Below are 21071 nucleotides of genomic sequence, written 5' to 3' on the forward strand. Positions count from 1 at the left end.
GGGGCGACGCCCGCGCCCGGCACCCCGCATCCGACGGGAGCACCACCATGCCCAAGTCCCCCGCCACCGCCGCCTCCACCGATGCGCCGGACACCGTCCTGCAGGTGTCCGCCCTGCTGCCTGCGCTGGAGAGCGCGCTCGACGAGCACTACCGCACCGTCCGCCTGCACGAACTTCCCGACCGGGACGCCTGGTTGCGCGCCCACGGGCACGAGGTGGCGGCGGCGGTGACGAGCGCGCGGACCGGGGTGGACGACGCGCTCATGGACGCCCTGCCGCGGCTCGGGGCGATCGTGCACTTCGGGGTCGGCTACGAGACCACCGACGTGGTCCGCGCCCGGGCCCGCGGCATCGACGTGAGCAACACGCCCGACGTGCTGACCGACTGCGTGGCCGACCTCGCCGTGGGGGCGCTCGTCGACGTGATGCGCCGGCTGTCGGCCGCCGACCGGTACGTGCGCGCCGGCGGCTGGCCGGCGGCGCCGTTCCCGCTCGCCGACCGGGTGAGCGGGAAGCGGGTCGGCATCCTGGGGCTCGGCCGGATCGGGCGGGCGGTGGCACGTCGGCTGGAGGGCTTCGGCGCGGACCTCGCGTACTGCACGCGGACGCCGGTGCCCGGTGTCGCCCACCGATACCTGCCGAGCGCCGAGGCGCTGGCCGGGGCGTGCGACGCGCTCGTCGTCACGGTGGCCGGCGGCCCGGGCACCCGGCACCTGGTCTCGGGAGCGGTCCTGGACGCCCTCGGACCGCGCGGCTACCTGGTCAACGTCGCGCGGGGCAGCGTCGTCGACGAGGCGGCCCTGGTCGCGGCGGTGACGCGGGGGCGGATCGCGGGAGCCGCGCTCGACGTGTTCGCCGACGAGCCGCACGTGCCGCGGGCGCTCGTCGAGTCGGACCGGGTGGTGCTGCTCCCGCACATCGCGAGCGCCACCCACGAGACCCGGGCGGCCATGGGCGACCTGGCGCTCGGCAACCTGCGGCGGTTCATGGCCGAGGGGACTCTGCTGACGCCGGTCCCGGACCGTCCGGCCCATTGACACCGCCGCGATGCGTGCCGTCAACTGTGTGTCTACAAATGAGAACGCCGACCATATATGAGGATGGCATGCAGGCAGGCACCTCCGAACGCATCGTCGACGTCACCGTGACCCCCGTGGCCTTCCGGGACCCTCCGCTGCTCAACTCGGTGGGTGTGCACGAGCCCTACGCGCTGCGCACCGTCGTCGAGATCACCACGGAGAGCGGGGTCAGCGGCGTCGGCGAGACGTACGGCGGCACCCTGCACCTGGAGCGGCTGCGCCGCACCGCCGCCGAGCTGGACGGCCTGGACGTCTGGAACCTCAACGACCTGGTCGCCCGCACCACCCGCGCGCTGGGCACCGACACCAGCGGCGGCGACGGCATGGCCGGGATGGTCACCGGCAGCAGCACCGTGGACCGGGTCGTGTCCCCGTTCGACGTCGCCTGCATGGACGTCCAGGGCAAGCTCGTGGGCCGCCCGGTCAGCGACCTGCTCGGCGGCGCCGTGCGGCCCTCCGTCCCCTACAGCGCGTACCTCTTCTACAAGTGGGCCGGGCATCCAGGTCAGGAGGAGGACGACTGGGGTGCGGCCCTCGACCCGGCGGGCCTGGTCGACCAGGCCCGCCGCATGATCGAGACGTACGGCTTCTCGTCCATCAAGCTCAAGGGCGGTGTCTTCCCGCCGGACGAGGAGATCGCCGCGGTCCGCGCCCTGCGCGAGGCGTTCCCGGACCACCCCCTGCGCCTGGACCCGAACGCCGTCTGGAGCACGGAGACCTCGCTGCGGGTCGCGCGGGAACTGGAGGGCGTGCTCCAGTACCTGGAGGACCCGGCCGCCGGCATCGACGGCATGGCGGCCGTCGCCGCCGGGACGCCGACGCCGCTGGCGACCAACATGTGCGTGGTCTCCTTCGACGACCTCGCTCCCGCGGTGGCCCGGGACGCGGTCGGCATCGTGCTCTCCGACCACCACTTCTGGGGCGGTCTGCGCCGCTGCGGCCAACTCGCCACCATCTGCGAGACCTTCGGTCTCGGCCTGTCCATGCACTCCAACTCGCACCTGGGCATCAGCCTCGCCGCGATGACCCACCTCGCGGCTGCGACGCCGCGTCTGACCTACGCCTGCGACACGCACTGGCCGTGGAAGCGCCCCGACGAGGACGTGGTGGACCCGGCCCCGCTGCGGTTCAGCGAGGGCGCCGTCGCCGTGCCCACGGCCCCGGGCCTCGGCGTGGAGCTGGACCGGGACGCGCTCGCCCGGCTGCACCGCCAGTACCTCGACTGCGGGCTGCGCGACCGCGACGACACCGGCTACATGCGCCGCTTCGAGCCGTCCTTCTCCTCCGAGACCCCCAGGTGGTGACCCCCGCGTGCGCATCCTGCTGACCCACCGCATCCTGAGCCGCTTCCACGCACCGCTCATGGCGCGCACCGAGGGCGACCACGAGTGGCTGGACGCCTGCGACTGGGACGCGGCCCGGATCTCCGAGGCGCTCGCGGACGCGGACGTCCTCGTGGGGTCCGGACTGTCCGCCGACGACGCCCGGCAGGCCGCGCGCCTCCGGCTCGTCCACGTCGTCGGCGCCGGGTACGACGGCGTCCCGCTGGACGCGCTGGGCCCCGGTGTCACGGTCGCCACCACCCACCACCACGGCCGCTCCATCGCCGAGTGGGTGGTGATGTCGGTGCTGATGCTCTCCCGCGACGTGCTGGGCGCCGACCGCGCCCTGCGCGCGGGACGGTGGCGCAACGTGGCCGTGGAACCCGGGCTGCCCTTCGGCACGACACTGCACGGCCGCCGGGTGGGTGTCGTCGGCTTCGGCGAGACGGGCACCGAGGTCGCCCGGCTCTGCCAGGCGCTCGGCCTCGGCGTGCGTGCCGTGCGGCGCGATCCGTCGGCCCCGTACCCGGCCGACCTGCGGCCCGACTGGGTCGGCGGCGACGACCGGCTGCCCGACCTGCTCGCCGAGTCCGACGTGGTCGTGGTCACCGTGCCGCTGAACGCCGCGACCCGCGGGCTGATCGGCCCGGCCGAACTCGCCGCCATGCGGCCCGGGGCGCTGCTCGTCAACGTGGCGCGGGGGCCCGTGGTGCAGGAAACGGCGCTCTACGAGGCACTGCGGTCCGGCGCCCTCGGCGGAGCCGCGCTGGACGTGTGGTGGGCGGGGCCGCCCGAGGCACCGAGCCGGCTGCCCTTCGCCGACCTGCCCAACGTGCTCATGACGCCGCACCACTCGGGTCACACCGGTGACACCTTCGCCGCGCGTGCGGCGGAGATCGCCGACAACATCGGGCGCCTGTCGCGCGGCGAGCCGCTCACCGGCGTGGTGCGCGCCGCCACCGGACCCGCCGCCCCCTCCCCTGCCGCCTCCGCGAACAGTTAGGAAGCCACCCGTGCTCGAAGGCGTTCTCTTCTTCCCCGTCACCCCCTTCACCGGCACCGGCGAGGTCGACCTCGACGCGTTGCGCCGGCACGTCACCGCGGGTGTGGACGCGGGCCCCGGCGGCGTGTTCGTCGCCTGCGGCACCGGCGAGTTCCACGCCCTGGACCTCGACGAGTACGCCGCGGTCACCCGTACCGCCGTCGACGCGGTGGCCGGCCGCGTCCCGGTCTACGCCGGGGTGGGCGGCGCCCTGGGGCACGCCCGGCAGTTCGCGCGGGCCGCGGCCGGGGTCGGCGCGGACGGGCTGCTGCTCATGCCGCCGTACCTGGTGGACTCCCCCGCGGCCGGGCTCGTCGCCTACGCCCGTGCGGTGGCCGGGGAGACGGAGCTGCCGCTGATCGTCTACAACCGGTCCAACGCCCGTTTCGACGAGCACTCGGCGGCCGAGGTGGCGCAGGTGCCGACCGTGGCGGGCTTCAAGGACGGCACGGGCGACCTCGACCTGCTCGCCCGCATCGTCCCCGCCGTGCGCGAGGCGCTGAGCGGGTCGGGCAAGGACTTCCAGTTCTTCAACGGCATGCCCACCGCCGAGGCGAGCCAGCCCGCCTACCGGGCGCTCGGCGTGCAGCTGTACTCCTCGGCCGCCTTCGCTTTCGCCCCGGACCTCTCCCTCGCCTTCCACCGCGCGGTCGAGGAGGGCGACGACACGCTCGTCCAGGCGCTGCAGGCGGCCTTCTTCCACCCGCTGGTCCGGCTGCGCCGGCGGGTCCCGGGGTACGCGGTGTCGCTGGTGAAGGCCGGCGTGACCCTGTCCGGCCTGGACGCGGGCCCGGTCCGCCCGCCGCTGACGCCGCTCACCGCGGCCGAGACGGAGGAACTGGCGGCGGTCGTCGCGGCCGGGCGGGCGGTGCTCGCCTAGAGCGTGGCCGCTCCGTCGTTGGCGCAGCGGAAGCCGAGGTTGCCGGACGAGGACTCCGGCGTGTTGGAGGAGCGGGCGGCGACGCGGTAGCGGTTGCAGTAGGAGTCGTGGCAGAGGTAGGAACCGCCGCGCATCACCCGCGCGGTCCCGTCCCCGGGGCCCTGCGGGTCCGCCTCGGGCGAGCGGGAGTAGTAGGCGGGCGAGAACCAGTCCGCGCACCACTCCCAGACGTTGCCCGCGGTGTTCCACAGGCCGAAGCCGTTGGGCCGGTACGTCTTGACCGGTGCGGTGGTCACATGGCCGTCCTCGGCGGTGTTGACGTGCGGGAAGCGGCCCTGCCAGATGTTGCAGCGCCACCGGCCCCCGGGCGTCAGCTCGTCGCCCCAGGCGTACCGGCGGCCGGCGAGTCCGCCGCGGGCGGCGTACTCCCACTCGGCCTCGGTCGGCAGCCGCTTGCCGGCCCACCGGGCGTACGCGGCGGCGTCGTTGAAGGAGATGTGGACGGCGGGATGGTTCTGCCGCCGGGCGATGTCGGACCGCGGGCCCTCGGGGCGGCGCCAATGGGCACCCCGTACGTTGATCCACCACGGGGTCCCGGCCGCGCCGCCCAGGACGTCGGCGGGGACCGCGTCCACCACGAGGTGGAAGACCGCCGAGGAGCCGTACCGCTCGGCGTCGGTCACATGGCCGGTGGCCTTGACGAACGCCGCGAACTGGGCGTTGGTGACGGCGGTCTCGTCGATGTGGAAGGGCGCCAGCCGCACCGTGTGCACCGGCGTCTCGCCGTCGGCGGGATACCCCTCGTCGAAGGCGTCGCCCATCGCGAACTCCCCGCCGGGCAGGCTCACCTGCCCGCGGGTCGACCGCGGCCCGGCGGCGGGCCCCGGCCCGGACGGGGCCGCCGTGACGGCGGCGGGTGTCCCGGAGGGGGCGCAGCAGGGGCGGTGGTCGTGGCTCATGGTTCCTCGAAAAGCTCTCGGTCGCGGGGGCCGGCGCCGGTTCCGGGCGCCGGCCCCGCGGCGGTCAGGCCTGCGCCGCACCGTCCCGGTAGGTGGACTCGTCGAGCCCGCTCAGTGTCGGGTCGTGCCCCACCTCGCCGACGTCGTACATCGACGTCATCCAGTGGTAGAAATTGTCGCCGCGCTCGCGCAGCACGTCGTACAGCCTACGCATCATGCGGCCGCGGACCCCGGCCCGCTCCGGATGGGCGTAGACGTTCTGCAGCTCGTCGGGGTCGGTGTGCAGGTCGTAGAGCTCGTTGACGGAGTCGGGGTTGACGACGAGCTTGTAGCGGTCCTCGCGCAGCATGCGCTGGGGGTAGGGGAAGTGGTGGCCGTGGAACTCGCAGACGATGTCCTGCTCCCAGTCCACCGTCTCGCCCCGCACGAGCGGCAGCAGGCTGCGCGAGTCGACGGCGGGTTTCGGGTCGGCGCCCGCGAGTTCGAGGATGGTCGCGGTGCAGTCGAGGAGGCTGACGAACTCGTCGCGCACCTGGCCGGGTGGCGCGCCGGGGACCCTGAGCAGCCCGGGGGTGCGGTAGATGTCCTCGTACATGGCCGGGCCCTTGTCGTGCAGCCGGTGTGCGCCGGTGAACTCGCCGTGGTCGCAGGTGAAGAAGACCGCGGTGTCGTCCACCAGGCCGAGCCGTTCCATGGCCGCCATGACCCGGCCGATCTGCGCGTCGATGAGTGCGACGTAGCCCCAGTAGACGGCGATGAGCTTGCGGGTCGTCTCGATCGGCATGGTGTCGAAGGTCCAGTGCGCGCTGTAGTTGCGCTGGACCGGCGGTTTGCCCTCGAAGGTCTCCGACACCGACCGCGGCAGCTCCACGCCGGCCGGGTCGACCAGGTCGAAGTACTCGTCGGGCAGGATGTAGGGCAGGTGCGGTCCGAAGAAGTGCAGGGCCAGGAAGAAGGGCTGTCCGCGTTCGCCGGAGTCCGCCGCGTAGCGTTCGAGCTGCTCGATGGCGCGGGTGGCCAGGTAGTACTCGAAGGTGGCCTCGACCGGCTGGTGCAGGCGGGCGGCCAGCAGGTTGCCGGGACCTCCGTTGGGCAGGGTGCCGCGGACGCGGTCGCTGATCTCGTACGGCGGCAGGTCGTGCTCGGCGAGGTAGGCCAGGTAGTCGGGGTGGTCGACGGGGTTGTGCCAGCCGGGCAGGTCGGGGCCGTCGAAGCCGAAGTCGGCGGCCGTGCGCCTGGTGCCGGTGTGCCACTTGCCGAACAGGCCGCAGTTGTAGCCGCGCTCGCGCAGCGCCCGGGAGAACGCGAACTGGTCCTCGGCCAGGTCCTCCAGGTAGCCGACGTTGCGTTCGTGGTTGGCGAGGAGCTTGTGGCGGAAGGGCGCCTGGCCGGTCAGGAGGCTGGCGCGGGCCGGGGTGCAGATCGCGGTGGGGGTGTACCAGCGGTCGAAGCGGGTCCCGGTCGCGGCCAGTTCGTCGAGGACGGGGGTGCGGGCCAGCGGGTTGCCGTAGGCACCGAGCGTGTCCGTGCGGTGCTGGTCGGTCATGAGGAAGAGGATGTTCTTCCCCGGGGCCTTCCCTGCTGCCTTCCCGGACTCACCGGACTCGGCACCCGTCTCGGCACCGGTCTCAACACCGGCCCCGCTCACTTGCCCGCTCCCGTGAAGAGGTCGCCGGTGTAGTAGGTCTTCGGGTCGGCGGGCTTCTTGAGCTTGCCGGTCCCCTCGAAGTACTCGTTCATGCCCTGCAGCCACTTGACGACGGTGCCGTCCTCGGTCAGCTTGTCGAGTTCCGCGACGCTGAGCACCTTGTTGTTCGCGGCGTCGGCCTCGACCTGGTCGACGGGGATCTTCAGCTTGCCGGCGGTGATCTCGATCGCCTCGTCGGTGTGGTCGGAGCGGAAGGCCATGGCCTCGCGCAGTACGGCGAGGACCTTCTTGGTCTTCTCCGGCTGGTCCTTCACCACCTTGTTGCCCGCGACGAAGGCGGTGGGGAAGGAGACCTCCTTCTCGAAGTCGGCGTTCTTGGCCAGCTCGACCAGGTCGGGCACCTGCTTCTTGATCGTCGCCGCGGCCGGGTACCAGAAGCCCGCTCCGTCGACCTGCTTGGAGGAGAAGGCGGAGACGATGGTGGACGGATCCATCGGGACGACCTTCAGGTCGTCCTTGGTCATCCCGGCCTTCTCCAGGGCGAGGGAGAGGATCATGTCGCCGGAGGTGCCCTCGGGCACGGCCACGGTCTTGCCCTTGAGCTGCTGCATGGAGGTAATGCCCGGCTGGGCGAGGACGCGGTCGGAGTTGCCGAGCGTGTTGACGGCGACGACCTTGGCCTGGCCGGAGGCGGGGAGCCACATGGCGCCGGGGCCTATGTAGCCGAAGTCGAGGTTGTCCGTGCCGAGGGCCTGGATCTGCAGCGGTCCGTTGGTGAAGACCTTGCTCTCCGCCGTCAGCCCGTGCTTCTTCCACAGGCCCTTGGCCTCGGCGATCGCGATCAGGCTGGCGCCGTTGAAGTCGTTGATGTAGCCGAAGCGGACCTTGTCGCCCGAGGAGCCGGAGGACGATCCGTCGCCGCAGGCGGCGAGCAGGGCCATCGCGGCCACGCCGGCCAGGGTGGCGGTCAGGCGCCTGCGGGTGGGGGTGGTGGACATGGCGGTGCGTCCCTTCCGGGTCATGACGGGGTGTCGGTGCGGGAACCGGAAAGGGCGGCGGTGCGGCCTTCCTGGTGGTAGACGGAGCGCCAGACCCGGTTGCGCAGGGCGGCGAACTCGGGGCTGAGCCGGAAGGCCTCGTCGCGCACGACGGCGGGGTCGACCTCGACGACGTCGTAGACGCGTCCGGGGCGGGCGGCCATGACGACGACGCGGTTGGCCAGGAACACGGCCTCGTCGACGTCGTGGGTGATGAACAGCACCGTGCGCCTGTCCCGGCTCCAGGTCCTGAGCAGCTGTTCCTGGAGCTTGACCCGGGTGAGCGCGTCGAGGGCGCCGAAGGGCTCGTCCATCAGCAGGATCGAGGGGTCGACGGAGTAGGCGCGGGCGATGGCGCAGCGCTGGCGCATGCCTCCGGACAGCGTCTTGGGCAGGGCGTCGGCGAAGGCCTCCAGGCCGACGAGCTCGATGAAGTGCTCGGCGCGGGCGCGGCGTTCCTGCTTGGGCACGCCGGTGGTGCGCAGTCCGAACTCGACGTTCTGACGCACGGTGAGCCAGGGGAAGAGGGCGTACTGCTGGAAGATGACGCCGCGTTCGGGTCCGGGTCCCGAGACGGGGACGCCGTCCACCAGGGCCCGGCCCGAGGTGGGGGTCTCGAGTCCGGCGAGGATGTTCATCAGGGTGCTCTTGCCGCAGCCCGACGGGCCGACGACGGTGACGAACTCGTGGTCCGCGATGTCGATCGAGACGTCGTCGAGTGCGGTGAAGGCCTCCCGGCCCAGGGCGAAGGTCTTGGTGACGCCCTGGACGGATATCTTGGCGGGCTTGCTGGTCATCGGCGTTCCTGCCATCGGGTGAGCCGGCGTTCGGCGAGGAGGAGGATCCGGTCCATGAGCAGACCGAGGATTCCGATCGAGATCAGGCCGACGAAGATGGTCGGCAGGTCGTAGTAGAGCTGGGCGTTCTGCATGCGGTAGCCGAGGCCCTCCTGGGCGGCGATCAGCTCCGCGGCGACGAGGGTCGCCCAGGCGGAGCCGAGGCCGACCCGCATGCCGACGAGGATGAACGGCGTGGAGGCCGGCACGACCACGCGGGCGAAGATCGTGAGGTCCTTGGCACCCAGCACCCGGGCGGCGTTGATCAGGGTGCGGTCGACGCTCACCACGCCCTGGAAGGTCGAGATCACGCAGGCCAGGAAGGCGGCGAGGAAGATGACGAAGATCTTCGGCGTCTCGTCGATGCCCATGGCGACGACGGCCAGCGGGAGGATCGCCAGCGGCGGGATGGTGCGGAAGAACTGGATCCAGGGTTCGATCAGTCCGCGCAGGATGCCGTACCAGCCCATCAGGAAGCCCACCGGGATCGCGACGGCCGTACCCAGTGCGAAGCCGATCAGGACCCGGGTCAGGCTGGCCAGGGCGTCCGTGCCGAGCGTGCCGTCCCCGATCAGCGTCCGGGCCCGGGAGACGACCTCCGGCGGGGTCGGCAGCTTGAAGCCGGCGGACGCCAGGAGCCACCAGACGGCGATGCCGAGGGCGACGGACACGGCGTTCAGAGCGAGGGTCAGGCCGCGCCGGCCGGTGCGTTGCCGCGTCCGCGTGGTCCTGCCCGCGCCCTGGCCGGTGCCGCCCGGGGCGGTGTCGTCCAGGGCGTCGGAACTCTGTCCGGGCAGCGGGTGCCCCGGGCCGGCACCCCGCTTGTCAAGAACGGACATGGGCGGCTCCTTCGGAGGCGGAGTGGGGTGCATCGGAACGGCCCTTCACGTCGGCGGTTTCGGGGTACCTCGCCAGGAGGGGTGAGCTGTGGAAGACCGCGGCGAGGGCGCCGATGGCGCCGTCGTCGTCGGAGAGGCGGGCCGCCGCGACGACGGGTCCCGCGGAGGCGGTCGGGAAGATCTCGGCGGCGAGGGTGGCGGCGACCTGCTCGACGATGACGGGAGCCAGGCGGGTGATCTCGCCGCCGACGACCACCTTGGCCGGGTTCAGCATCATGGTGGCGGCGCCGACGACGCGTCCCAGCGCCCCGGCGGCCTCGCGCAGCACCCGGTCCACGACGGGGTGGGCGCGGCGCACGGCGGCCGCCAGGTCGTCCAGGTTCTCCAGGCGCAGGCCGAACTCCCAGCAGGCGGCGAGGATGCCGGGCACCGAGGCCACGGTCTCCAGGCAGCCCCGTTTGCCGCAGCGACAGGGACGGCCCGCGGGTTCGACGGTGACGTGTCCCAGCTCGCCGGCGAGTCCGGTCGAGCCGGTCACCAGCTGGCCGCCCACGACCAGCCCGCCGCCGACGCCGTCGGACAGGCGTACGTAGACGAGGTCGGCGACGCTGTCGGCGCCGCTGATCGCCTCGGCGAGGGCGGCCAGGCGGGTGTTGTTGTCGACGATCACGGGGGCGTCGAAGCGTTCGGCGAAGGCGACGTCGACGCCCTCGGGCGCCGGGCGCAGCACCGTGGCCGCGGTGGTGGAGCGCGGCCAGGCGGCCCCGTCGGGCGCCGGGTAGGGTCCGGGCACGCCGATGCCGATGCCCTGCAGCGCGCCGTAGTGGACCCCGGCCTCGCCGCTCAGCCGGTCGACCAGGGCCAGGGCCAGTTCGGTGCGGGTCCGCCAGGTCGCGGTGGCCTCGTACCGAACGGAGCCCGAGACCATGATCTCGTGGGCGGCGTCGGCGACGACGACGTGCACGCGCCGGTGTCCGAAGTCGACGCCCATGAACTGCGCCGAGGCCGGGTCGAGCGCCAGCCGCTCGGCGGGCCGCCCGCTGCCCTCGCGCCGGGAGGCGTCGGTGTCGACGACCACGATGGCGCCCCGCTGGAGCAGGTTGCCGGTGATCTCGGACAGCGTGGTGCGGGACAGGCCCACGACGCGGGCGATCTCGCCGCGGCTCATGGCGCCGTTCTCCTGCAGCGCACGCATCACCCGCTCTTCGTGGGTCCGCCGGACCAGTGCGTGCACTCCGCTGGGCATCTGCATGCCGGTCAACGTAGGGAGGCCCGATTATTCCGTCAACAGTCCGGCAGAAAGATGCAATCAAGCGTTCACAATGCCTGGTGGGCCCGTCCCTGCGGTTCTTCCACGTCATCGATTATTCGTCCGCCCTGTTGACGTAAATGAGCGGGCGTTCGCATGCTGTGCGCCATGCCCCGTCGCGCGGCTCCCGCGCCGCCCTCGGTTCCCGGACGGGGACGACGAAGGAGTACGCGACCGATGACCCATGCCCAGAACGGACCGCACAGACGATCCCTGCTGGCCGGCGCCGCCGGCCTCGGGGCGGCGTTCGCCCTGCCCGCGGGCGCCGCACAGGCGTCGGACACGGGCGCCGCACCGGCGTCACCGGCGACGGAGCGGAGCGCGTCGCCGGGCCGGTACCCGGCCAACTGGCCCGACCCGGAGTCCTACGGCGTCGCGGACACCCGGCCCGACCTGTGGCCGCGCGAGGACAACTCGTTCGTACTGCCGCTGGAGTTGCGCCCCCGCGACCAGGAGCGCGGCACGGTCTGGATGCGGGACACCTACGTCAACTGCTTCACCGTGAAGGGCCGTACGGTCTACGTGGCCACCGGCACGACCCGGGTGCCGGGCCTGGAGGCCGCCGGCCCGTGGAACGACGGCATCTTCGTGTGGCTGGCCCCGACCCTGAAGGGCCCGTGGCGGCTGGCCGACACCACCGGCATCCGGCCGGACGCCGAGAAGGGCAAGGTCTGGTCGCCGGAGTTCGTCGGCGAGAACCGGCCCGGACGCACGGTCGTCGCACCGTGGCAGGAGTACTGGCAAGACGAGCAGTTCGGCAAGCGCGGCCAGGCCTGGGCGCCGGAGCTGCACTACTTCCGGGGCAAGTGGTACCTCGTCGCCTGCATGGGCGACCACTCCCGGAAGGTCGGCTCGTTCATGCTGGTCAGCGAGGGCGGGGTGGAGGGCCCGTACCGGCTGATCGAGGGGAACCTGGAGAAGCCCTTCGGCGACTCCTTCATCGGCGGCCCGGAGTTCATCGAGCCCGGCGCGTACCACCACATCGACGGCAGCCTCTACTCCGAGGGCGACGACGCCTGGCTCGTCCTCCACAACGACCTGTACGCCAGGTTCCGGGACGACATGGAGGACATCGTCCCGACCACGGACCTGCCCCGGTTCCGGCAGACGCCCTACTCCCCCGAGCCGTATCTCGAAGGGGCCTACGTCTTCAAGTACCGCGGCAAGTACTACCTGGTGCACGCCGCGTGGGACCGCGCGTCGCTCGACGCGTACGGCAGTACCCGGCACGCCTACGACCCGCCCGGCACGGGCCGCGTGCAGTACCAGTACGACGCGGTCGTCGCCGTCTCCGACCACTTCGAGGGGCCGTACTCCGAGCGGTGGACGGCGGGGGTGGGCGCCGGGCACAACAACTTCTTCGTCGACCGCTCCGGCGACCTGTGGGCGACGTTCTTCCGCAATCCCAACTTCGGGTACTGGGCCGACCCCTCCCGCCTGGCCGACGCCGCCGTGCCCGGTGTCGTACGCCTCGAGTGGACGGGCCCTCGGGACAGCCGCCTCTACGTGCGGCGCAGGCCGGGCGGGCGCGGCGACTGACCGCCCCGGCGGCGCCCGGCGGCCCCGCCCGCCTCGCGTGCCGTAGGGGCGGTACGGGCGTAGTGTCCAGGTATGCGCGACGTTCGGTGCGGCTGATGGACTCCGCGATGGCCGCGGTGGTCCGTGCGAGCGGTGCGTTCGGAGGGATCCTGTACGCGCTGCCGCCGGGCGAGGACGCCCTGTGGCAGGTCCTGGTGGCGGGGGTGCCCGAGGAGATGGCCGCACCGTGGCGGCGCGTCGCCCTCGACGACCCGATGCCGGTGGCGGACGCGGTCCGCGACCGGGAGCTGACGTGGTGCAGCGGCCGGGAGGAGATGGCCCGCCAGTACCCGCGGCTGGCGCTCGTCCTGCCGTACGAGTTCGCGCTGGCGGCCGCCCCGGTCGTCTCGGGCGGAGCCGTCCGGGGCGCTCTCGTGCTGCTGTGGCCCGGGGGCCGTCCGGCGGACCTGGACCCCGGTGAGCGCGAGGTCCTCCGCACGGGGTGCCGGCGCCTCGCGGAGTGCCTGCGGCGGGCGGCCGACCGCGGCGACCCGCTGCCGCCGGCCGACCGGCCCCGCACCCTGCCGCCGCCCGCGCCCCGCACGCCCTCCCCCGCCGAGGCGACCGCGCTGTCCGCCTTCGTCGGCCGGCTGCCCGGCGGGTCCTGTGCGCTGGACCTGGAGGGACGCATCACCTTCGTGACCCCGGGGGCGGCCGGACTGCTCGGTGCCGACCGGGCCGGCCTGGTGGGCGCCCTGCCGTGGGAGGCGCTGCCCTGGATGGACGTCCCGCACGTCGAGGACCGCTACCGGGCCGCGCTGGTCAGCCGCCGGCCGCAGGCCTTCACGGTGCTGCGCCCGCCCGGGACATGGCTGTCCTTCGAGCTGTACCCGGACGCCACGGGGCTCAGCGTCCGCATCACCCGCGGCGCCCCGGACCGGGACCGGACCCCGGACCGCCCGGCGGCGGGCTCCGTGCCCAGCCGCGCCACCGTGCTGTACCACCTGATGCACCTGGCCTCCACCCTGACCGAGGCAGTGGGGGTGGACGAGGTGGTCGAGCAGACGGCCGGCCAGCTGATGCCGGCCCTGGGCGCGCAGGCCATGGTGGTGATGGCCCCGGAGGACGGCCGGCTGAAGATCATCGGCCACCGCGGCTACGACGCCGGCCTCATGGAGCGGTACGACGCGGCCCCGCTGACCTCGGACATTCCGGCCGTCGACGTCATGGCCACCGGGCTGGCGGGATTCTGGACGACGTTCGCCGAACTCCACGCCGCCTACCCCGCGACCGTCCACGAGGACGGGATGGCCGCGTGGGCCGTGCTGCCGCTGATCGCCTCCGGCCGCCCCATCGGTTCGCTGCTGCTCGCCTACGCCCGTCCGCACGTCTTCCCGCCCGGCGAGCGCGCCGCCCTCACCTCGCTGGCCGGCCTGGTCGGGCAGGCGCTGGACCGGGCCCGGCTCTACGACGCCAAGGACCACCTCGCGCACCGCCTCCAGTCCGCGCTGCTGCCGCACACCCTGCCCCGCCTGCCCCGCCTGAACGTCGCCGCCCGCTACCTCCCGGCCGCGCGGGGCCTGGGCGTCGGCGGCGACTTCTACGACCTCATCCGCCTCGACGAGCACACGGCGGGTGCCGCCATCGGCGACGTCCAGGGGCACAACGTGGACGCCGCGGCCCTGATGGGGCAGGTCCGCACCGCCGTGCACGCGCACGCCACGGTGGGCGCTCCCCCGGACGACGTCCTCGCCCGCACCAACCGCCTGCTCACCGATCTGGACCCCGGGCTGTTCGCCAGCTGCGCGTACGTGCACCTGGACCTCGCCGCGCACCGGGCCTGCGTGGCTCTCGCCGGCCATCCGCCGCCGCTGGTGCGCCACGCCGACGGCCGCGTGGAGCCGCTGCGGGTGCCGCCCGGTCTGCTGCTCGGCATCGCGGCGGACACCCGGTGTCCCGCGGTGGAGTTCCCCTTCCCCGCCGGCAGTGTGCTCGCCCTCTACACCGACGGGCTGGTGGAGGCGCCCGGAGTCGACATCGACGACGCGATCGCGGCCCTCGGCGGGCTCCTCGAACACGGCGATCCCGCCGACCTGGACGGCATGGCCGACACCCTCGTCCGGCACGCGCCCACTCCGGGCGACGACATCGCCCTGCTGCTCCTGAGCCCTCGCTGGTGACCGGGGCACTCGGCCGGGCGACGGATCGTTTGCACTGGTAGGAAGCACGGGACGCCGGACCGTACCGGCCGGCAGCGGAGGAGAAGACCCTTCATGAGACACCAGAGGGTGAGCGATCTGATGAGCGACGCCGTGGTCCGCGTGCAGCGGGGCACGCCGTTCAAGGAGATCGCCCACCTGCTGCTGGAGTACGACATCACGGCGGTGCCGGTCGTCGACGGGGACAACCGCCCCCTGGGGGTGGTGTCGGAGGCGGACCTGCTGCAGAAGATGTGGGGCGGGGAGCCCGACGGCTCCGCCGCGCACGCCGAGTGGTCCCGGTCGGCCGGTGCCAAGGCGTCCGCCACGGACGCGGCCGGGCTCATGACCTCGCCTGCGGTCTCGGCCCGGGCGGACTGGAGTGTCGTCGACGCCGCCCGGGTGATGGCGCGGCACCGCGTCAAGCGGCTCCTGGTCGTCGACGAGGAGGGGCGGCTGGCGGGGGTGGTCAGCAGGAGCGACCTGCTGCGGGTCTTCCTGCGCACGGACCGGGCGATCCGCACCGAGATCATCGAGGAGGCCCTGGTCAAGGCGCTGGGCCTGGCCCCCTCCTCGGTGCAGGTGGACGTGGAGCACGGGCACGTGGTGCTCAGCGGCCGCCTGCCGGGCCATGTGTCGGCCCCGCTCCTGGAGGAGCACTGCAGAAGCGTGGACGGCGTCGTCGCCGTGGAGTTCCGCCCGGCCTGAGCGGCGGGCGCGGAGGCGCGAGCGGCGCGGCGCCGCGCCCGGTGCGGTGCGCGGAAGGGGCCCGCCCGTGTCCGCCTCCCGGGGGTGGGGAGGCGGACACGGGCGGAGTGCGGCCGGAGGTCGTCAGACTCCGGTCGGGTCCTTCACCGCGGACGAGGCGTGCGGTCCGGCCGGCTCCTCGGCCGGCGTCTGCGCGGGGCCGCCCTCGCTGAGCCCGAACCGTCCGTGGAACCGGCGCAGGAGGGGCGGCGCGTACCAGGCCGAGCGACCTAGCAGCCGCATCGCCGCGGGCACCAGGACACCGCGCACGGCGACCGCGTCGATGAGGATCGCCAGCCCGCTGCCCACGGGTCCGAGATCTTCCGCTCCTCGGTGCGGATGATGGTCGAGGACATCCACCGCCGGATCCCGGCGGGCGCACCCGCCTAGGGAGTGCACCCGCCGGTGTCGCGGCCGGGAGCGGCGGGCGCCGTGAGGGCCGGGATCTCCGGGTGGTCGCGGAGAGCGGCGATGACCGCGCCGACCGCCGCGCGCTGCGGGGCGTCGCGGCGCACCACGACGGCGACGTTGCGGTGCACGGCCGGGCTCAGCCGCCGGGTGACGACGCCGTGGTCCGCCGTCACCGCCAGGGCGGGCAGCAGGGCGACGGAACCGGCCGTCTCGACGTGCCGCAGCAGCATCAGGTAGTTGCCGAACCGGCAGGCGACCCTGGGTTCGAATCCCGACTCACGGCACAGCCGCACGGTCAGGTCCGCCATGTACGACTGCGGCCGGTCGCACGCCCAGGACTCGTCCTTGCACGCCGCGAGGTTCACCGCGGTGCGGGAGGCGAGCGGGTGGCCGGGCGGGAGCACGAGGACGACCCGGTCACTGCCCAACGAGACGACCTCCAGGTCCGTGCCCCAGGAGAGTCCCGCGTAGTCGGTCGTCGTGACGATGACGTCCGCCTCCCCCGAACGCAGGGCGGGGCCGCTCTCGTGCGGCTCCATCTCGGCCAGTTCCACGTGCAGGTGCGGGTGGGTGGTGGCCAGGCGGGCCGCCGCCGGTACCGCGAGGCTGAAGATCGCGCTCTGGAACACCCCGAGCCGCACCGTGCCGATGGGCTCGTCGTTCAGCGCGCGCAGTTCGGCCTCCGTGCCGGCCATCCGGTCCAGGATCTCCCGGCCCCGCCGGGCGAGCAGCAGCCCGGCCGGGGTCAGCCGCACCCGGCGCCCGGTCCGCTCGATCAGCCGGCACCGGGTCTCCGTTTCGAGCACCGCCAGCTGCTGGGAGACCGTCGACGCGCTCAGGTGCAGCGTGTCGGCGACCGCGCGGACCGTGCCGAGGGTGTCCAGCAGGCTGATCAGCTGCAGCCGTTGCGAGTTGAGCACCCGGCGATTGTACGGTCATACCGCACAGCAGCGTCGAATGTGTGCGATGGACACGCGCAGCGATCCGTCCCTACCGTCGGTCGCATGCCTTCCGAGACCCCCGGCACCGATCCGGGCCGCCACCTGATCCGCTACTCCGGCCACGCACCGTTCTCCCCCGAGGTCGTCGTCCGCGCCGCGGGCACCTCCGTGTTCACCGAGAGCGGCCGCGAACTGCTCGACTTCACCTCCGGTCAGATGAGTGCCATCCTCGGCCACTCCCACCCGGCGATCGTCTCCACGGTGCGGGAGCAGGTCGCGCACCTGGACCACCTGCACAGCGGCATGCTGAGCCCGCCGGTGACCGAACTGGTCCGCCGCCTCGCGGGCACCCTGCCCGAGCCGCTGGAGAAGGGGCTGCTGCTGACCACGGGCGCGGAGGCGAACGAGGCCGCGGTGCGGATGGCGAAGCTCGTCACCGGCCGCCACGAGGTCGTCTCCTTCGCCCGTTCCTGGCACGGCATGACCCAGGCCGCCGCGAACGCCACCTACAGCGCCGGCCGCAAGGGCTACGGCCCCGCCGCACCGGGCAACTTCGCGCTGCCGGTGCCGGACCGCCACCGCCCCTCCGTCGTCGGCGCGGACGGCGAACTGGACTGGCGCCGCCAGCTCGACCTGGGCTTCGAGATGATCGACGCCCAGTCGGTGGGCAGCCTGGCCGCCTGCCTGGTCGAGCCGATCCTGTCCTCGGGCGGCGTGGTCGAGCTGCCGCCGGGCTACCTCGCCGCGCTGGCCGCCAAGTGCCGCGAGCGCGGCATGCTGCTGATCCTCGACGAGGCGCAGACCGGGCTGTGCCGCACCGGCGACTGGTACGCGTTCCAGCACGAGGGCGTCGTCCCGGACATCCTCACGCTGTCCAAGACACTCGGCGCGGGCCTGCCGCTGGCGGCCGTGCTGACCAGCCCGGAGATCGAGCAGCGGGCGCACGAGCGCGGGTTCCTGTTCTTCACCACCCACGTCAACGACCCGCTGCCCGCCGCCGTGGGCAACACCGTCCTCGACGTCCTGGTCCGCGACCGGCTCGACGAGCGGGCCCGGGTGCTCGGCGCGACCCTGCGCGGCGGCCTGGAGAAGCTCGCGGCCCGTCACGAGGTGGTCGCCGACGTCCGCGGGCGCGGGCTGCTGCTCGGCATGGAGCTGGCCGGGGACGAGGTGCTGGGCGAGGGCGGAGCCGACCGGCTGGGCGCCGAGGTCACCCGGCGCTGCTACGAGCTGGGGCTGCACATGAACATCGTCCAGCTCCCGGGCATGGGCGGCATCTTCCGCATCGCGCCGCCGCTGACGGCGGGCGACGACGAGATCGCCCGGGGCGTCGCCGTCCTCGACGAGGCGCTCACCGGGGCCACGCGGGGGCTGTGAACCGGCCGGGGGGCCGGGCGGCACCGCCCCGCCCGGGGGCCGTGACCCGGCCGGCCCCGGCGACCCGGGTGCCCGGGTCACCGGGGCCGGCCGCACGTGCGTCCGGTCACGTGCGGCCGGTGCCGCCGGGGGTCAGACGCCGGCGGTCTCCGGCTCGCGCGCGGGCCGCTCGGGCGGGGCGGTGTCGCCCAGTTCCCGGTGCAGCTTCTCGCCCTCGACGTCGACGTTCGGCAGCAGGCGGTCCAGCCACTTCGGCAGCCACCAGGCCCTGTTGCCCAGGAGGGCGAGGACCGCGGGCACGATGGCCATGCGGACCACGAAGGCGTCGAAGAGGACCGCGATCGCCAGGCCGAAGCCCATCATCTTGATCATGGCGTCGTTCTCCAGGACGAAGCCGGAGAAGACGCTGATCATGATGACCGCGGCCGCGGCGACGACCCGGCCGCCATGGGTGAAGCCCGTGGTGACGGACTCGGCGGCGGACTGCCCGTGGACGTATGCCTCCCGCATGCGGGTGACGAGGAAGACCTCGTAGTCCATGGCGAGGCCGAAGACCACACCGATCATGAAGATGGGCATCATCGACATGATCGGGCCCGGCTGGTCCACGCCGAAGACGTCGGCGAGCCAGCCCCACTGGAAGACCGCGACCACCGCGCCGAGCGCCGCGGCCACCGAGAGCAGGAAGCCGAGCGCCGCCTTCAGCGGGACGAGGACCGAGCGGAAGACCAGCATCAGGAGCAGGAAGGCGAGTCCGACGACCAGTGCGAGGTACGGGACGAGCGCGTCGTCGAGGGTCAGCCGCATCACGCAGGCGTCGACGAGGCGGACGTCTCCGTAGAACGAGTGCTCCCAGACCTGCTCCAGGAGCTGCGGGCGCGAGTACACCTGTCCGGGAGTGGCGGTGAGGAACAGCAGCAGCTTCAACTCGGAGGGTGCCAGGGGGAGTTCGGTACCGTGCTTGGTCACGACCAGGGTGGTGCGGTCCACCGTGAGGTCCGCGTACCGCTCGGGGCCGGCGACCGCGGGCTGCTCCGCGCCGCCGTCCCGGGCGGGCGCGACCCGGCGCAGGACCGCCCTGATCCGTGCCTCGAGCAGCTCGGCACCGGCCGGTTTGACGACGTAGTCGTCGGCGCCCGCCTCCAGGCCGACGACCATGTCGATCTCGTCGCCGCGCGCGGAGAGGATGATGACCGGGATCTGCTTGCTCTCCCGGATCCGCCGGCACACCTCCAGGCCGCTCATGTTCGGCAGCATCAGGTCGAGCAGCACCAGGTCGGGCCGGTGCCGCTCCAACGTCATCAGCCCGGTCTCGCCGCTGCCCGCGACGGCCACCTCGTGCCCCCGGCGCTTCAGCGCGAGCGAGACGCCTCGCTGCACGGCGGGGTCGTCTTCGATGAGCAGGACTCGTGCCATGTGGGTGTGCTCTTCTCCGTCTTGCTCGGCTCCGTCTTGCTCGGCCGGGGCGGACGCCGTCCGGCACCAGAGTGCTCGAAGCCTATGACGCCCGGTTCCGCGTCGTGTGAGCAAACGATGACAGCCCTCCCCTGCCCGGGAGCGTGTACGGCACCGGTGCGGCCGGGCGGGCTGCCCGGGAGAAGGAAGGAGGCCCGGCCGCCCCCGCTCGGGGAACCTGCGCCCGGCCGGCCGGGGCCGTCACACCCGCTGGACCCGGTCCGCGCCCGCCGGCTCGGCGGCAGGGGCGCCCGTCACGACGCGCGACCGGCCGTGCAGCCGCAGCGACACGGCGACGAAGCCGATCGCGACCAGGGTCATCGCCGCGCCCGCCCAGGCGGTGGCCGCGTAGCCGAAGTCCGCGTCGATGACCGTGCCGCCGAGCCAGGGTCCGCCGGAGTTGCCGAGGTTGAAGGCGGCCGTGGTGGTGGCGCCGGCGAGGGTCGGGGCGGCGCCGGCGACGTTGAACATGCGGGCGTTGAGCGCGGGCGCCGTGTAGAACGCGGAGACGCCGAGCAGCAGCGACAGGGCGACGACCACGGCGGGGCTGGAGGCGAACAGCGCCAGCGCGGCCAGCAGGACCGTCGAGGCGGTGATGCCGGAGAGCAGTACGCCGAACAGGTGGGCGTCGGCGACCCGGCCGCCGATCGCCGTGCCGATCAGCGCGCCCACGCCGAAGAGCGCCAGCACGCCGGGCACCCAGCCGTCCGCCAGCCCGGCCACGTCGGTGAGCAGGGGCGCGAGGTAGGAGAAGGCGCAGAACACGCCGCCCGCGGCGAGCGCGGTCACCACGATCGACAGCCACACCTGGCGGTCCCGGTAGATGGCCAGCTCGCCCTTGAGACGCGGGTGCCGTGCGGGCCGCGGAATGTGCGGGATCAGGGTCACCACACCGGCGAGCGCGACGGCGGAGGCGGCACCGACGGCCCAGAACGCGGACCGCCAGCCGAGGTGTTCGCCGAGGAAGGCGCCCGCGGGGACGCCGAGGACGTTGGCGATGGACAGCCCGCCGATCATGACGGCCATCGCCCGGGCCCGGGCGGTCACCGGCACCATCGCGATGGCGACGGCCGCGCCCACCGCCCAGAAGCCCGCGCAGGCGAGCGCGCTCACGACACGTGAGACGAACAGGACCTCGTACGTCGTCGCGAGCGCGCCCGCGACCTGGCCGAGGCCGAACACGGAGATCAGCGCGACCAGGGTGGTCTTGCGCGGCAGGCGCAGGGTCGCGACGGCCAGCAGGGGCGCGCCGACCACCATGCCGATCGCGAAGGCGGATATCAGCAGGCCGGCCTGCGGGATCGACACGTCCATGTCGTCGGCGATGGGCGGCAGCAGCCCGGAGAGCATGAACTCGCTGGTGCCGAGCGCGAAGACGGACAGGCCTAGGATGTAGACGGCGAGCGGCATGCGGGCGGCCGGACCGGCGGTGCGGTCCGGGGCGGCCGCGTCGGGAGCGGAGGAGACGGGCAT

Annotated in this window: 16 protein-coding genes and 3 pseudogenes; 8 read left to right on the forward strand and 11 right to left on the reverse strand. The window is 73.4% G+C overall.

Annotated features, from left to right (window positions below; translation table 11 throughout):
- Positions 1–47: 47 nt before the first annotated feature.
- The 4 genes from IG94_RS0107010 to IG94_RS0107025 all read left to right on the forward strand — a co-directional run bounded on the left by IG94_RS0107010 (position 48) and on the right by IG94_RS0107025 (position 4323).
- Positions 48–1037, forward strand: coding sequence for a 2-hydroxyacid dehydrogenase (locus tag IG94_RS0107010; RefSeq protein WP_052410578.1), 990 nt, complete (start codon positions 48–50; stop codon positions 1035–1037).
- A gap of 68 nt (positions 1038–1105) precedes the next feature.
- On the forward strand, positions 1106–2383 hold the full coding sequence (locus IG94_RS0107015) for a glucarate dehydratase family protein (RefSeq protein ID WP_031032549.1): 1278 nt from the start codon (positions 1106–1108) through the stop codon (positions 2381–2383).
- 7 nt (positions 2384–2390) lie between these two features.
- Positions 2391–3404: a 2-hydroxyacid dehydrogenase gene (locus tag IG94_RS0107020; protein WP_031032552.1), complete on the forward strand. Its 1014-nt coding sequence runs from the start codon at positions 2391–2393 to the stop codon at positions 3402–3404.
- Between the two features lie 10 nt (positions 3405–3414).
- Positions 3415–4323: a 5-dehydro-4-deoxyglucarate dehydratase gene (locus IG94_RS0107025; RefSeq protein WP_031032554.1), complete on the forward strand. Its 909-nt coding sequence runs from the start codon at positions 3415–3417 to the stop codon at positions 4321–4323.
- On the opposite strand, the gene IG94_RS0107030 is transcribed toward IG94_RS0107025, so the two are convergent.
- From IG94_RS0107030 to IG94_RS0107055, 6 genes are all read right to left on the reverse strand, one after another.
- On the reverse strand, positions 4320–5282 hold the full coding sequence (locus IG94_RS0107030; RefSeq protein WP_031032555.1) for a formylglycine-generating enzyme family protein: 963 nt from the start codon (positions 5280–5282) through the stop codon (positions 4320–4322). The genes IG94_RS0107025 and IG94_RS0107030 overlap by 4 nt on opposite strands.
- Positions 5283–5346: 64 nt before the next feature.
- The gene (locus tag IG94_RS0107035) at positions 5347–6840 is read right to left on the reverse strand and encodes a sulfatase family protein (RefSeq protein WP_281946285.1); all 1494 of its coding nucleotides are present in this window, start codon (positions 6838–6840) and stop codon (positions 5347–5349) included.
- Between the two features lie 86 nt (positions 6841–6926).
- Entirely contained in the window at positions 6927–7928 is a 1002-nt protein-coding gene (locus IG94_RS0107040; RefSeq protein ID WP_031032559.1) for an aliphatic sulfonate ABC transporter substrate-binding protein, read from the reverse strand.
- 20 nt (positions 7929–7948) lie between these two features.
- A complete protein-coding gene (locus IG94_RS0107045) occupies positions 7949–8764 on the reverse strand; it encodes an ABC transporter ATP-binding protein (RefSeq protein WP_031032561.1) in 816 nt (271 codons plus the stop codon).
- Positions 8761–9642 (reverse strand): ABC transporter permease, encoded by an 882-nt coding sequence (locus IG94_RS0107050; protein ID WP_031032563.1) that lies wholly within the window; start codon positions 9640–9642, stop codon positions 8761–8763. Before IG94_RS0107050 ends, IG94_RS0107045 begins: the two co-directional genes overlap by 4 nt.
- Positions 9629–10894 carry an ROK family transcriptional regulator gene (locus IG94_RS0107055; RefSeq protein ID WP_031032565.1) on the reverse strand — a complete coding sequence of 422 codons (1266 nt, stop codon included), beginning with the start codon at positions 10892–10894 and terminating at the stop codon, positions 9629–9631. The genes IG94_RS0107050 and IG94_RS0107055 overlap by 14 nt, the downstream gene beginning before the upstream one ends.
- Positions 10895–11128: 234 nt before the next feature.
- Here IG94_RS0107055 and IG94_RS0107060 point away from each other — a divergent pair, with 234 nt between their 5' ends.
- The 3 genes from IG94_RS0107060 (at position 11129) to IG94_RS0107070 (ending at position 15375) form a co-directional block, all read left to right on the forward strand.
- Positions 11129–12490: a family 43 glycosylhydrolase gene (locus IG94_RS0107060; RefSeq protein ID WP_031032567.1), complete on the forward strand. Its 1362-nt coding sequence runs from the start codon at positions 11129–11131 to the stop codon at positions 12488–12490.
- Positions 12491–12585: 95 nt separating this feature from the next.
- On the forward strand, positions 12586–14649 hold the full coding sequence (locus IG94_RS0107065) for a SpoIIE family protein phosphatase (protein WP_031032573.1): 2064 nt from the start codon (positions 12586–12588) through the stop codon (positions 14647–14649).
- 93 nt (positions 14650–14742) lie between these two features.
- Positions 14743–15375, forward strand: a complete 633-nt coding sequence (locus tag IG94_RS0107070) for a CBS domain-containing protein (protein ID WP_031032576.1) — start codon at positions 14743–14745, stop codon at positions 15373–15375.
- Between the two features lie 123 nt (positions 15376–15498).
- Here IG94_RS0107070 and IG94_RS0107075 read toward each other — a convergent pair.
- A pseudogene (locus tag IG94_RS0107075) lies at positions 15499–15723 on the reverse strand (hypothetical protein); the annotation flags it as partial.
- Positions 15724–15800: 77 nt separating this feature from the next.
- Positions 15801–16745: a LysR family transcriptional regulator gene (locus tag IG94_RS0107080; RefSeq protein WP_031032581.1), complete on the reverse strand. Its 945-nt coding sequence runs from the start codon at positions 16743–16745 to the stop codon at positions 15801–15803.
- An 84-nt stretch (positions 16746–16829) separates the two neighbouring features.
- Here IG94_RS0107080 and IG94_RS0107085 point away from each other — a divergent pair, with 84 nt between their 5' ends.
- Positions 16830–18143 carry an aspartate aminotransferase family protein gene (locus IG94_RS0107085; RefSeq protein ID WP_031032583.1) on the forward strand — a complete coding sequence of 438 codons (1314 nt, stop codon included), beginning with the start codon at positions 16830–16832 and terminating at the stop codon, positions 18141–18143.
- A gap of 132 nt (positions 18144–18275) precedes the next feature.
- On the opposite strand, the pseudogene IG94_RS43080 reads toward IG94_RS0107085, so the two are convergent.
- The 3 genes and pseudogenes from IG94_RS43080 to IG94_RS0107095 all read right to left on the reverse strand — a co-directional run.
- Positions 18276–18938 (reverse strand): annotated as a pseudogene (locus IG94_RS43080) (MMPL family transporter); the annotation flags it as partial.
- Between the two features lie 15 nt (positions 18939–18953).
- Positions 18954–19559 (reverse strand): annotated as a pseudogene (locus IG94_RS43085) (response regulator transcription factor); the annotation flags it as partial.
- Positions 19560–19799: 240 nt separating this feature from the next.
- The gene (locus tag IG94_RS0107095; RefSeq protein WP_031032586.1) at positions 19800–21008 is read right to left on the reverse strand and encodes a Cmx/CmrA family chloramphenicol efflux MFS transporter; all 1209 of its coding nucleotides are present in this window, start codon (positions 21006–21008) and stop codon (positions 19800–19802) included.
- Positions 21009–21071: the final 63 nt, after the last annotated feature.

The sequence above is a fragment of the Streptomyces olivaceus genome (assembly GCF_000721235.1).
Classification (GTDB): Bacteria; Actinomycetota; Actinomycetes; order Streptomycetales; family Streptomycetaceae; genus Streptomyces; species Streptomyces olivaceus.

Excerpts from the sequence above, each read along its gene's own strand:
- IG94_RS0107010 (WP_052410578.1), top strand. The coding sequence starts at position 48 with ATGCCCAAGTCCCCCGCCACCGCCGCCTCCACCGATGCGCCGGACACC.
- IG94_RS0107015 (WP_031032549.1), top strand. The coding sequence starts at position 1,106 with ATGCAGGCAGGCACCTCCGAACGCATCGTCGACGTCACCGTGACCCCC.
- IG94_RS0107030 (WP_031032555.1), bottom strand. The coding sequence starts at position 5,282 with ATGAGCCACGACCACCGCCCCTGCTGCGCCCCCTCCGGGACACCCGCC.
- IG94_RS0107040 (WP_031032559.1), bottom strand. The coding sequence starts at position 7,928 with ATGTCCACCACCCCCACCCGCAGGCGCCTGACCGCCACCCTGGCCGGC.
- IG94_RS0107045 (WP_031032561.1), bottom strand. The coding sequence starts at position 8,764 with ATGACCAGCAAGCCCGCCAAGATATCCGTCCAGGGCGTCACCAAGACC.
- IG94_RS0107050 (WP_031032563.1), bottom strand. The coding sequence starts at position 9,642 with ATGTCCGTTCTTGACAAGCGGGGTGCCGGCCCGGGGCACCCGCTGCCC.
- IG94_RS0107055 (WP_031032565.1), bottom strand. The coding sequence starts at position 10,894 with ATGCAGATGCCCAGCGGAGTGCACGCACTGGTCCGGCGGACCCACGAA.
- IG94_RS0107060 (WP_031032567.1), top strand. The coding sequence starts at position 11,129 with ATGACCCATGCCCAGAACGGACCGCACAGACGATCCCTGCTGGCCGGC.
- IG94_RS0107065 (WP_031032573.1), top strand. The coding sequence starts at position 12,586 with ATGGACTCCGCGATGGCCGCGGTGGTCCGTGCGAGCGGTGCGTTCGGA.
- IG94_RS0107070 (WP_031032576.1), top strand. The coding sequence starts at position 14,743 with ATGAGACACCAGAGGGTGAGCGATCTGATGAGCGACGCCGTGGTCCGC.
- IG94_RS0107085 (WP_031032583.1), top strand. The coding sequence starts at position 16,830 with ATGCCTTCCGAGACCCCCGGCACCGATCCGGGCCGCCACCTGATCCGC.
- IG94_RS0107095 (WP_031032586.1), bottom strand. The coding sequence starts at position 21,008 with ATGCCGCTCGCCGTCTACATCCTAGGCCTGTCCGTCTTCGCGCTCGGC.